At 70.5% G+C, this 12,229-nt stretch carries 9 protein-coding genes; 4 read left to right on the forward strand and 5 right to left on the reverse strand.

The genetic code is table 11. From position 1 onward, the window contains the following. Positions 1–124 precede the first annotated feature (124 nt). Positions 125–1,573, reverse strand: coding sequence for an MFS transporter (locus tag AB0M47_RS26945; protein ID WP_363418901.1), 1,449 nt, complete (start codon positions 1,571–1,573; stop codon positions 125–127). A 125-nt stretch (positions 1,574–1,698) separates the two neighbouring features. On the opposite strand from AB0M47_RS26945, the gene AB0M47_RS26950 reads away from it, so the two are divergent. Continuing rightward, positions 1,699–2,238 carry a TetR/AcrR family transcriptional regulator gene (locus tag AB0M47_RS26950; RefSeq protein ID WP_363418903.1) on the forward strand — a complete coding sequence of 180 codons (540 nt, stop codon included), beginning with the start codon at positions 1,699–1,701 and terminating at the stop codon, positions 2,236–2,238. On the opposite strand, the gene AB0M47_RS26955 is transcribed toward AB0M47_RS26950, so the two are convergent. Continuing rightward, the gene (locus tag AB0M47_RS26955; RefSeq protein ID WP_363418905.1) at positions 2,224–3,309 is read right to left on the reverse strand and encodes an ATP-dependent DNA ligase; all 1,086 of its coding nucleotides are present in this window, start codon (positions 3,307–3,309) and stop codon (positions 2,224–2,226) included. The genes AB0M47_RS26950 and AB0M47_RS26955 overlap by 15 nt on opposite strands. Positions 3,310–3,383: 74 nt before the next feature. Between AB0M47_RS26955 and AB0M47_RS26960 the strand changes: the two genes are divergently transcribed. Together AB0M47_RS26960 and AB0M47_RS26965 are read left to right on the forward strand one after the other, a co-directional pair. Continuing rightward, positions 3,384–3,956, forward strand: coding sequence for a LemA family protein (locus AB0M47_RS26960; protein WP_253756074.1), 573 nt, complete (start codon positions 3,384–3,386; stop codon positions 3,954–3,956). Continuing rightward, positions 3,956–5,308, forward strand: coding sequence for a hypothetical protein (locus AB0M47_RS26965; RefSeq protein WP_363418907.1), 1,353 nt, complete (start codon positions 3,956–3,958; stop codon positions 5,306–5,308). Before AB0M47_RS26960 ends, AB0M47_RS26965 begins: the two co-directional genes overlap by 1 nt. Here AB0M47_RS26965 and AB0M47_RS26970 read toward each other — a convergent pair. Both AB0M47_RS26970 and AB0M47_RS26975 read right to left on the reverse strand, forming a co-directional pair. Beyond that, positions 5,295–7,616 (reverse strand): UvrD-helicase domain-containing protein, encoded by a 2,322-nt coding sequence (locus AB0M47_RS26970; protein ID WP_363418959.1) that lies wholly within the window; start codon positions 7,614–7,616, stop codon positions 5,295–5,297. The two genes, AB0M47_RS26965 and AB0M47_RS26970, sit on opposite strands and share 14 nt — an antisense overlap. Positions 7,617–7,894: 278 nt before the next feature. Further along, on the reverse strand, positions 7,895–8,623 hold the full coding sequence (locus AB0M47_RS26975; protein WP_363418909.1) for a helix-turn-helix domain-containing protein: 729 nt from the start codon (positions 8,621–8,623) through the stop codon (positions 7,895–7,897). A gap of 96 nt (positions 8,624–8,719) precedes the next feature. On the opposite strand from AB0M47_RS26975, the gene AB0M47_RS26980 reads away from it, so the two are divergent. After that, a complete protein-coding gene (locus tag AB0M47_RS26980) occupies positions 8,720–9,997 on the forward strand; it encodes an NAD(P)/FAD-dependent oxidoreductase (RefSeq protein ID WP_363418911.1) in 1,278 nt (425 codons plus the stop codon). Positions 9,998–10,109: 112 nt separating this feature from the next. Here the strand turns inward: AB0M47_RS26980 and AB0M47_RS26985 are convergent, their stop codons facing one another. Beyond that, a complete protein-coding gene (locus tag AB0M47_RS26985) occupies positions 10,110–12,125 on the reverse strand; it encodes a M4 family metallopeptidase (protein ID WP_363418961.1) in 2,016 nt (671 codons plus the stop codon). Positions 12,126–12,229: the final 104 nt, after the last annotated feature.

Below are 12,229 nucleotides of genomic sequence, written 5' to 3' on the forward strand. Positions count from 1 at the left end.
GTGTCGAATCTTGGTCCAAGATTCGACCGAGAACCCTGATCCAGCGCCTAAGTCGGCGGCAGCGAGCGTTGGCGAGCACGCGGTGAGCCGGCGAGAACGCGGTGAGCCGGCGGGCTGAAAGCGGTCAGCGCTTGCGGAAAGTGGTCGCCACCAGCAGGGCGATCGCCGCGAAGCCGGCCGCGACGGTGAACGCCGTGGTCATGCCGTGGATGGTCGCGTCGAGCGTCGACGAGCCCGACGACGCCGCGTGCCGGGAAGCCGTGCCGAAGACCGTGACGAGCACGGCGAGGCCGAGCGAGGCGCCGGTCTGCTGCATCGTCTGCATCGCGCCACCGGCCGCGCCCGCGTCCCGCGCCGGCACGTTGGCCATGATCGTCGGGGTCAGCGGGACGAACCCGAGCCCCATGCCGAGGCCCATGAGCAGCATCGGCCCGAACACCCCCGGGAAGTACGCCGTGCTCGCCGTGAGCTGTGTCGTCCACAGCAGTCCGGCGATCATCACCGGGATGCCGGTGAGCGCCAGCCGCCGGGGACCGAACTTCGGCAGGATCCGGGGCATCGCCCGGGTCAGGACGAACATCGCCCCGGCCATCGGCAGGAACGCCACCCCTGTCCGCAGGGCGTCGAACCCGCGCAGGTCCTGCAGGAACTGCGTCAGGAAGAAGAACATCGACATCATCGCGGCCGGGCCGAGCAGGAAGATCGCGTACGCCGCGGCGCGGTTGCGGTCGGCGAACAGCCGCAGGGGCAGCATCGGCTGACGGGTGCGCGCCTCGATCGCGAGGAACCCCGCCACCAGCAGTACGCCGCCGCCGAGCAACGTGGCCGTCCACGGGTCGGACCAGCCTTCCTCGGCGGCCCGGGTGAATCCGGCGACCAGTGCGGCCACCCCGGCGGTCGCGGTCAGCGCGCCCGGGATGTCCAGCCGCGCCGGGTGTCGCTCGGGCTCCCGGACGAACCGGGGTGCGAGCAGGACGGCGGCGATGCCGAACGGCACGTTGACGAAGAGCACCCAGCGCCAGGAAGCGGCCTGGGTGAGGATGCCGCCCAGGATCAGCCCGATCGCGAACCCGGCGCTGGCGATGCCGGAGAGCAGCGACAGGGCGCGGATACGCGCCTTGGTCTCGGTGAAGGTGGTGGTGACCAGGGCGATCGTGTTCGGCCCGGCGAGGGCCGCGCCGACGCCCTGGGCCAGCCGAGCGGCGATGAGCCAGGTGGCCGAGGTGGCGAAGCCGCCGACCAGGGAAGCCACGGTGAACAGCGCGACGCCGGCGACGAACGCCCGGCGGCGGCCGAAGATGTCGCCGATCCGGCCGCCGAGCAGCAGCAGGCCGCCGAAGGTGAGCGAGTACGCCGTCATCACCCAGGACAGGCTCGCGGCGGTGAACCCGAGGTCGGACTGGATGCGGGGGAGCGCGACGTTCATGACGGTCGCGTCCAGGATCAGCATCAGCTGGCAGGTGAGCACGATCGCCAGGGCGAGTCCGGGCCGGTGCGGCGGCGCCTCGCGAGCCGGTGCGCCGGGCCGTGCGTTTCCGGACGCGGTGCGAGTGGGCAGGGTCTGCTGAGACATGAGGAACTCCTCGACGAACGCATAAACGGAGACTATCTCCGGTTACGTTCGTGAGTTAGCATATGGAGGAGTCCTCCGGTTCGCAAGTCTATCCGGAGAATCTCTCCGGATAAAGGGAGTGAGCCTTGCGGGCCGACGCGCGGCGTAATCGGGAGCGGCTGATCGACGCCGCCCGTGACGCCTTCACCGAGAACGGCGAGAAGGCCTCCCTCGACGACATCGTCAAGCGCGCGGGCGTCGGGCCCGGCACCCTCTACCGCCACTTCGCCAACCGTGAAGACCTCCTCGGCGCGGTCTACCAGGAAGGCGTCGAGGGGTTGGCGGCCCAGGCCGAGGAGTTCGCGGCGACGCTGCCGCCGATGGAGGCGCTCATCGCCTTCCTCCGGGTCCAGGTGGACTACGCCAAGAGCAAGCGCGGCCTCGGCGTGGCCGTGAAGGCGACGCTGGACAGCGAGGGCGAGGTCCTGACGTTCTGCCGCGACACCCTGCGGGGCGGGCTGGGCAAGCTGCTCCGGGCAGCGCAGGAGACCGGCGAGGTACGCGAGGACGTCGACCCGGCGGTGCTCCTGCGGCTGACCCATAGCGTCGCGGTGGGCAGCGAGAACGCGCCCGAACTGGCCGAGCCGATGTTGCGGGTGGTCGTGGACGGGCTACGCGCCCGGTAGCCCCAGGACGTCGGCCAGCTCGAACTTCACCGGCTCGTCGAGCTGGGCGTACGTGCAGGACTCGGGTTCCCGGTCGGGACGCCAGCGGACGAACTGGGCCGTATGCCGGAAGCGTGGCCCTTCCATGTGGTCGTAGCGCACCTCCACCACCCGCTCAGGACGCAACGGTGTGAAGGAGAGGTCCTTGCCGGCGTTCCAGCGGCTGTACTCCGACCCCCGGGGCGTACGCCCGCCTTCGGGCACGAGCTTGGCCCAGTTCCACGGATGGTCGTCGAAGGTGGTCACGAGCGGTTGCAGCTCCTCGAAGAGCGCGATGCGCTTGGCCATCGGGAACGCGCCGATCACTCCGACGCTCGCCAGCTGCCCGTCGTCGTTGTAGAGACCCAGCAGCAACGATCCGATCCGATCCGATCCGCTGGTGTGCAGCCGATAGCCGGCGACCACGCAGTCCGCCGTCCGCTCGTGCTTGACCTTGAACATCGTGCGCTTGTCCGGCTCGTACGCCCCGGCGAGCGGTTTGGCGATGAGCCCGTCGAGCCCTGCTCCCTCGAACTGATGGAACCACTCCTCGGCCAGTACGCGGTCCGTCGTCGCCGGGGTCAGGTGGATCGGCGGTTGCGCGCCCGACAACGCCTGCTCCAGCAGGCCCCGGCGCTGCTCGAAGGGCAGCCGGGTGCAGTCCTGGTCGCCCAGCGCCAGCAGATCGAAGGCGACGAACGACGCCGGTGTCTGCCCGGCGAGCAGGTTGACCCGGCTGGCCGCCGGATGCAGCCGCAGCTGGAGCGCCTCGAAGTCCAGGCGGTCGCCGGAGATCAGGACGATCTCGCCGTCGACGACGCAGCGCGGCGGCAGATTCTCCTGGAACGCCGCCACGAGCTCCGGGAAGTAGCGCGTCATCGGCCGCTCGTTGCGGCTGCCGATCTCGACTTCGTCGCCGTCGCGGAACACAATCGACCGGAAGCCGTCCCACTTCGGCTCGAAACTCAGCGCCCCGGCCGAGTCCAGGGCGCTGATGCCCTTCACTGGCTTGGCCAGCATCGGCGAGACAGGCGGCATCACGGGCAACTGCATACCCCGCATTCTGCCCCGAACGGCGGAGCCGTGCGGACGAACGGACCTTGCGGGGACTGTCTACAACAGGCTTCATGAAAGCCATGTCCCCCGGTTTGATCATCGGCATCGTCGCTGTCCTCCTCGTGATCCTGCTCGTCGTCTGGTTCGTCTCGGCGTTCAACCGGCTCGTCCGGCTGCGCAACCAGGTCCGCGCCTCCTGGGCGCAGACCGATGTGCAGCTCAAGCGCCGGCACGACCTCATCCCGAACCTCGTCGAGACGGTCCGTGGCTACGCCGACCACGAGCGAGCCACCTTCGAGGCGGTCGCGCAGGCGCGTACGGCCGCGATGTCGGCGCAGGGCGTGGCGGGGGCGTCGGCGGCCGAGAACGCGCTGACCTCGGCGCTGGGCCGGATCTTCGCGCTGGCTGAGGCGTACCCGCAGCTCCAGGCCAACCAGAACTTCCTCGCGCTGCAGAGCGAACTCGCCACCACCGAGGACAAGATCGCCTACGCCCGGCAGTTCTACAACACCGCCGTGCAATCGCTGAACAACGCCGTCGAGTCGCTGCCGACCAACCTGGTGGCCGGGGCCACCGGCTTCCGGACGGCCGAGTTCTTCGAGGCGGCCGGGGCGGAGCGGGGTCCGGTCCAGGTCCGATTCTGATGAACGTCCACCTTCTCGACGCCGGGCTCGCGGCGGCGGCGACGGCTGCCTGGTACGGCGCGTTCGAGGCGGCCCGACTGGTCACCCGGCCGCGCGGCGTCCACCCTGCACCGTCCACACCAGACCTCGGCACGGAGCCGCCCGCAGTGGTCAGTCTCATCGCCTCCGGGTGGGAGATCACCGAGGACGCGGGCGAGGCCACGCTCGTGGACCTCGCGGCCCGCGGGCATCTCGAGCTGCGCCAGCCCGGCGACGATCCACTTCAGACGACCATTCATGTACGCGAACAGCCGGACACCGGATTGCTGCCGTTCGAGCGGCAGATCCTCGATCGCGTCAAGCACCTCGCGCACGGGGGCGTCCTGCCGGTGTCCGCGTTGACCTTCCGCGACGAGGGCCAGGCCCAGACGTGGGACAAGCGGCTCCGGGGTGCGATCGTCGCGGAGGCGCGCCGCCTCGGGCTGTCCCAGCGGCGGTTCCCCGCGGCTCTCGTCACCGGGCTGATGGCGCTGGCCGCCGGGGTGTCCCTGGTGATCGCCTGGGCCGTCTTCCACTGGCTGTCCTTGCAGCCGGCCGAGGGCGGCGGCGACAACACCGGTGGCGCCGTCGGCGCGGCCATCGCGGCGTTCCTGATCTCGCTCGGCGTCTTCAGCTCCGCGGCCGTGGCCGACCAGGGCGAACGGGACACCCCGGCCGGCCGTGAGGTCGCCGCCCGGTGGCTCGGCGTACGCGGTTGGCTGCACGGCCATGAGGCGTTCGCGGATCTGCCGCCCTCGGCGGTCGCGATGTGGGATCGCTACCTGTCCTACGGGGCCGCGCTCGGCGTGAACCGGGTCGTCACCGGCGTCCTGCATCTCGGCCTCGGCGACCGCAAACGCGTCTGGTCCTCGTTCGGCGGCGAGTGGCATCGCATCCGCGTCCGCTATCCACGCCTGTGGCCGCGCTACGGCAAGCCCACCGCCCGGCTCGTCCGGCAGGGCCTCGTCACGCTCGGGATCGGCGTACTGCTGATCTGGTTCCGGGACCGGATCGAGGTTCAGCTCGCGTACACGGTGCTGGTGACGGTGGGGACACTCCTGGCGCTGCTGGGTGCGTACAAGTTGATCCGCGCGATGCTGGACCTCGCGACCGTCCGGACCTTCGACGCGCAGGTGTTGTGGGTGGAACGGTGGACCGGGACCGTCCTGGGCAAGGACGACCCGGACCGGTCCTACCTGGCCGTGGACGACGGGTCGGGAGACCGGACGGTGGCCTGGGCGCGGCCGTCCGGCCTGGGCGGGCGGCCCGGTGACACCGTACGCGTCACCGTCCGCCCGTGGAGCCGCCGCGTCGTCGCCCTCACCGTCCTGTGAGTTCGGCGGGGAGTTCGCCGGGGGAGAGGATGCCGAGGCGGTTGGTCGAGCGGGTGAGCGCGACGTAGAGGTCGCTGAGCCCGCGCGCGGACTCGGCGACGAGGCCGGCCGGATCGGCGACGATCACCGTGTCGAACTCCAGGCCCTTGGCCTGCCGCACGGAGAGCACCACCACGTCGGAGTCCAGATCGGACTCGTCGCCGACCGCCGCGCCGGGCACGGCCTCGGCGATCGCGCCGCCCCACGCGGGCAGGCGCGTCGCCGGGACCAGGACGCCGACGCGCCCGCCGTCGACGAGCTTGGCCTCGGTCGCGACCGCCCGGGTCAGCTCGGCGATCAGGGTGTCGGGGTCCACAGTGGCCAGCCACGGCTGCTCACCGCTGTCGCGGACCGACCGGGGCACCGGCATGGCCGGGTCGATGGCGGCGAGGACGCCGCTGGCGAGCGCCATGATCTCCGACGGGGTCCGGTAGTTCACGGTCAGCTCGGTGAGCCGCCAGCGGTCGGCGACGTACGCCCCGAGCACGTCCTGCCAGGAGGTCGCCCCGCCGATCACGCCGGTCTGGGCGACGTCGCCGACGACGGTCATCGACCGGCTCGGGCAGCGCCGCATGAGCAGCCGCCACGCCATCGGCGACAACTCCTGGGCCTCGTCCACGATGATGTGCCCGTACGCCCAGCGCCGGTCCGCCGCCGCGCGCTCGGCCGCCGTACGCCGATCGACCTCCTCCTGCCGTCCACCGAGGCGGGCCGCGTCGAGCAGGTCCGCCGCGGTCAGCAGTTCGGGATCGATCTCGTCCTCGAGGTCGATGGACCGGGAACCGTGCAGGATCTGCAACGCCCCGGCGGCGTACGCGTCGAGCTGCCGGCGCGTCCGCTCGGCGAGCGCCCGGGCGTCCCGGTCGTCGTCGCCGAGCAGCTCGGCCGCCTCGTCCAGCAGCGGCACGTCGGCCGGCGTCCAGGCGTCGCCCCGCGATCGGTGGAGCTTGGCACGCTCCTCGACCGGCAGCTTCGCCGCTGCCGTGGCCAGCCGCTCCGCAGAGCCGAGCAGGTCGCCGACCAGCCGCTGCGGGCTCAGAATCGGCCAGCACCAGTCCAAGGCCGCCTGCACACCGGGCTCCTCGCGCAGTTCCCGGCGGAACTCGGCCAGGTCGGCCTCCTCCAGCAGCAGCGGATCGCCGGGCGCGTCGTTGCCGCCGAGCGGGTCGTCGGCGAACGGGTCGCTGCCGATCTCCTCCGCGAGCTGCATGGACAGCGCGTGGATGACCTCGGCGTCGAAGGTCTCCCGAGCCAGGTTGTGCGGCTTGCCGGACCTCCGGGCGGCCGCCCGCGCGTCCTCGGCCACCGCCCGGTCGAGCCGCAGCACCGTGCGCCGCAGCGAATCCTGGTCGATCACGATCTCCAGGTAGTCGTCGGGCACCCGCTGCCGATCGCGTACGGCCTGGGTCAGCACGTCGGCCAGCACGGCGCGGCCCTTGATCTCGGCCACGACGTCCGGCTCCTCGTGCCCGGCGTGGACGCCGGGGAACAGGTCGGCCTGCGTACGCAGCAGGACCCCGGTCTCGGCGAGCGACGGCAGCACGTGCGCGATGTAGCGCAGGAACGTGGCGTTCGGGCCGACGACGAGCACGCCGCGGCTCGACAGCTCCCTGCGGTGCGTGTAGAGCAGGTACGCCGCCCGATGCAACGCGACGGCGGTCTTGCCGGTGCCGGGGCCGCCCTGGACGACGAGTACGCCGCTCAGGTCGGCCCGGATGATCTGGTCCTGTTCGGCCTGGATCGTCTCGACGATGTCCTTCATCCGCCCGGTACGCTTCGCGCCCAGCGCGGCCAGCAGCACCGCCTCACCGGTGAGCGACTCGTGCGGGTGCTGGTCGCCCTGGGCCGCCTCGGCCAGGTCCAGCACCTCGTCGTCGACGCCGATGACCTCCCGCTCGTGCGTCCGGATGTGCCGGCGACGGCGTACGCCGTCCGGAGCGGCCGCTGTGGCCAGGTAGAACGGCCGCGCCGCCGGGGCACGCCAGTCCAGCAGCAGCGGCTCGAAGTCGTGCTCCTCGTCGAAGATCCCGATGCGGCCGATGTGCCGGGTGCTGCTGATCGGGTCGGCGTCGTCCGGCGCGGCGAGGTCCAGCCGGCCGAAGACGAGTCCACTTTCGACGGCCGAGTACTGCGCCTGCTGCTCCGTGTGCATCAGGACGGTGCTCTCGCGCTGCGAGCGGTCCTGCTGCGTGCCGCCGGTCTGCCGCAGCGCCGCCGCCAGCCGCTCGTCGGCCTGTTCGCGCAGCTTGTCGAGGTGGCCGTAGAGCATCGTGACGACCGCCTGCTCCTCGGCGACCGGGTCCGTCTCCGGGGTGATCTCGCGCGCTTCGGCGACTTTTTCGTGCGATGGGCTTGACAAGTGGCGCTCCCGTGGCTCTAATGGCAGAGGCGGTGTTGACAGATGCCTCGCTTTGCTGTGCCGTGACAGACGGCCCAAGGTGTAGAGCGTAGCGATCCGCCGCCCCGCTCAGCAACTCTTCACCGAAGCTGCCCGGGAAGTCTTCCCGACAGCTCCTCAGTCTTCGCCAGTGCCGTTGGCCGCGGGCTTCACCGAAGGTGTTCGACGATGCGCCGGATCTGCTCCGCGTAGGCGTCCAGGAACTCGGGCGTGTCGGCGGCGAGCCCGGTCAGCTGCCCCGCGATCTGCGGCAGCACGGTGGGCACCATCGTCGCGGAGAAGAGCACCAGCAGCAGATACGCCGGGTCGAGGTCGGCCGCGATCTCCCCGTCGCGCTGGCGGCGCTGGACGTCGTCGAGGATCGCCCGGAAGAACGGGTCCGGCCCGACCTTTCCGTCGCCTCCGGCTGCGCTGGCCTCGGCTGCACTGGCCTCGGCTGTGCTGGTCTCGGCTGTGCTGGACCCGGCTGTGCTGGACCCGGCTGTGCTGGACCCGGCTGTGCTGGACCCGGCTGCGTTGGTCTCGGTGCCGCCGGTCAGGCCCTGCCAGGCGAGCAGCCGGGACCAGGCCCGGTTGTCGACGTTCATCCGCAGGAAGTTGCCGACGACTTCGTGGATCGGCATGCCGGGCTGATTGCTGGGGCCCGACAACTGCGGCCAGCGGCCGACGACCGCCCGGTAGAGGCCTTCCTTGCCTTCGAAGTAATAGGAGATGAGCTGCTGGTTCACCCCGGCTCGGCTCGCGATGGCGCTGATCCGGGCGCCGGCGTACCCGTGCTCGCCGAACTCCGCGAGCGCGGCGTCGAGGATGCGCTCGCGGGTCCGCTCGGGGTCGCGTTTGCGGTCTTCGGCCCGGGGTGACCGGCGCGGTTGGCTCATGGTCCGAGCGTAGCGGTCGTGACTGTGTCATATAACTGCCTGAGCTAATCAAACAAACACTTGAAACTGACATGCGATCGGATGATACTGGCTCGTATGAAGCAGACGGTCATGATCATCGGCGGCGGCATCGGCGGGCTGGCCCTGGCGCACGGGCTGCGCCGGGCGGGCATCCCGGTCGCCGTCTACGAGCGGTCCCAGACGCGGACCGAGTGGCTCCAGGGCTACCGCATCCACATCAACCCGCACGGCTCCCGGGCGCTGCACGAGTGCCTGGACCCGGCGGCCTGGCAGGCGTTCCTCGACACCGTGTCGACCGGCGACGGCGGGTTCGGGTTCACCACCGAGCGATTCGCCAACCTGCTGCACATCTCGCACGAGGACATCGCGGTCTCGCCCGATCCGGCCGAGCAGCACTACGGCGTCAGCCGGATCTCCCTGCGCCAGGTGCTGCTGTCCGGGCTCGACGACGTCCTGCACCTCGGCAAGACCTTCACCCGCTACGAGACCACGCCGGACGGGCGGGTCACGGCGTACTTCGAGGACGGCTCCAGCGCCACCGCCGACCTGCTAATCGGGGCCGACGGCGCCAATTCACGCGTACGCCGGCAGCTGCTGCCGCACGCCGACCGGATCGACACCGGCGTGACCGCCGTCGCGGGCAAGCACCGGCTGACCGAGTCCGCCCTCGCCCGGCTGCCGCAGCAGCTGACCCGGGACGCGAATCTGGTGATCCCGGCCGGGCGCGGCAACCTCTTCACCGCCGTGTGGCGGCACGACCGGGCGACCGTCGCGCCGGACGCGAGCCTGCCCGAGGGGTTCCTGCTCGACAACGCCGCCGACTACACCTTCTGGGCGTACGCCGACGCCTCGGCCTGGTTCCCGTCGGATGTGGACGGTTACGACGGGGAAGCGCTGACGCGGCTGATCCTGGATCGCACCCGGGACTGGTCGGCCGAGCTGCGCGACCTGATCGGCGGCTCCGACCCGGCGACGGTGAACGTCGTCCGCATCCGCTCGGCGACGCCGGTGGACCCGTGGCCGACCGGTCCGGTGACGCTGCTCGGCGACGCCATCCACAACATGACGCCGATGGCCGGGATCGGGGCGAACACCGCTCTCCGCGACGCCGATCTGCTGCGCAGGCAGCTCATCGCCGTCGAGAGTGGACAGCTGTCGCAGGTTGCCGCGGTGGCGGAGTACGAGCGGCAGATGCGCGACTACGGTTTCGCCGCGGTGAAGCAGTCCCTGCGCAACGCCCGGCAGGCCGCCTCGGCCAACCGCTTCGGGCGCACGATGTTCCGTACGGTGCTGCGGACGATGAGCGCGGTGCCGCCCCTGAAGCGCCGGTTCGCCCGCTCCTTCGGCAGCTGACCAGCCTGCTCAGCCTGCTCTTACCCGGCAGACATGATCAGGGTCATCTCCCCGTCGCCATGGCGACGGGGAGATGACCCTGATCATCGAACTGTGACTAGCTGAACTGTGACTAGCTGAGCGTGATCGCCGTGTCGTCGACGACGAACGACGTCTGCAGCGAGGAGTCCTCGGCTGCGGTGAACTTCAGGGTCGCGGTGGTTCCGGCGTACGCGGAGATGTTGACGGTACGCAGGACGTAGCCGGTCGCCTTGTTGAGGTTGGAGTAGGTCGCCACGCTGGTGCCGTTGACGGTGACCGTGAGCTTGTCGTACTGCGTCGAGGTGGTGGTCTCGGCGGAGTCGATGTGCAGGTAGAAGGTCAGCGTCGCCTTGCAGCCCGCCGGAATGGCGACGGCCTGCTGCAGCGTGTCGGTGTGCGTGGTGCCGTAACCGTCCATCCAGGCCTTGTAGGTGCCGGAGTGCGACGGCTGGCTGGTGCTGCTGTCGATGACGCCCGAGGTGGCCGTCCAGTTCGCCGAGCCGGACTCGAAGCCCGGGTTGAGCAGCTTCTGGCCGGCGCAGGTGCCGCTGGGGGTCGGCGACGGGCTGCTGGTCGCGGTGGTCGACGGGGTCGGCGACGGGGTGCCCGAGGTGCAGGTCGGGTCGGCCGTCTGCGCCGGCACGCTCACCGCGTCCCACGCGGCCTTGGTCTTGTTGAACAGACCGCAGGTCGCGTCGAGGGCCTTGGCCGCCGTCAGCGTCCAGGTCCGGTACTTCAGGTACGAGCTGCTCGACGTCTTCATCAGCATCGCGTTGTACATGATCTTGATCGCGGTCTGGATGCCGACGCCGGTCAGGCTGGTCGAGCCGTTGCAGGTGGTGCTGGTGGGCTGACCGTTGGTCGGGTTGGTGCCCTCGGCGAGCAGGTAGAACCAGTGGTTGCCGGGACCGGCCGCCGCGTGCACCTCCTCGCCCGGGATGCTGCTGGAGTAGCAGTTGTCGTCACCGGCGAGCGAGGGGTTGTACATGTACCGGATCGGGCCGCTGCCCACGAGGTTGATCTCCTCGCCGACCTGGTAGTCCGCCGGGTCGTTCGGGTTGTTGGCGAACGCCTCGGTGGCCGCGCCGAAGGTGTCGGCGACGAACTCCTGGGTGTTGCCGTTCGAGATGCCACCCGGGGTGGTGTCGTCGATGCCGTGACCCATCTCGTGACCCACGACGTCAGCCGAGCCGATCCACTGACCGGCGGTGTTCTTGCCGATCTGGACCTGGGTGCCGTCGTAGTACGCGTTCTGGTCGTTGAGGCCGACGCGGATCGGCCAGGCGCCGCCCGAGCCGTTCATGCCGTTGCGGCCGAGCCAGGAGCTCAGCATCGCGGCTTCCTTCTGCGCCACGTAGAACGCGTCGACGCAGCCGGTCTCCTTGTTGGTGCCGGTGCCGTTGCCCCACACGTCGTCCGAGCCGCTGAACGTGGAGTTGGTGGAGGCGTCCTGGCAGGGCATGTTGCTGACGCTCGAGTGGGTCATCGAGTACGTGCTGCCCGACAGGGTGGTGTTGATCGTCACCGAGCCGTTGATCCAGCCGGTGCCGGTGCCGCTCATGACCCGCTCGCGGGTCTTCAGGACCGCGCCGGTGAGCGCGTCGACGTCGACGGTGAGCCTGCTGACGCCCTCGGCGCTCGTGCCGCGGACGGTCGACTCGTACGCCAGTCGCGGCGCGCCGTCGATCGCGTAGACCACCAGTTCGGTCGACTCGACGCCGGAGACGGTCTTGAGCTGGCCCTTGGCCACCTTCTCGGCCTGCGCCTTGGACAGCTTCGGGGTGGTGGACAGGCCGTTGATGGCCTGCTCCTGCGCCACCGAGGTCGCGGTGACCTGGCCGCTGGCGTTGGTCACGATGACGAAGTCGCCACCGAGGACGCGCAGGTCGCGGTAGGTCCGCTCGTAGGGGACGTACTGCAGTCCGGCCGAGGAGACGACCGAGCGCTGGACGAACTTGTCCTCGCTGCCCGCGTGCAGGTAGGCCGGCTTGCCGGCCACGAGGTCCGCCGCCGAGTTGGCGGCTAGAGCCGAGGCGGCGGCCGGGGTTACGGGCGCCGGTGCTGCGGCCGGACTCACGGCGGTTGCCGCGGTTGCCGCGACCACCATGCCTCCGACCGCGATCGCCGCGCTTATGGCGAGGCGTTGGGTGTTCTTCACGGATTTCCCTCTCGAAAGCGTCGGGGTGGGGGTAGACATCCGTTCGGCCGATG

This window comes from Hamadaea sp. NPDC051192 (genome assembly GCF_040682475.1).
Taxonomy (GTDB): domain Bacteria; phylum Actinomycetota; class Actinomycetes; order Mycobacteriales; family Micromonosporaceae; genus Hamadaea; species Hamadaea flava.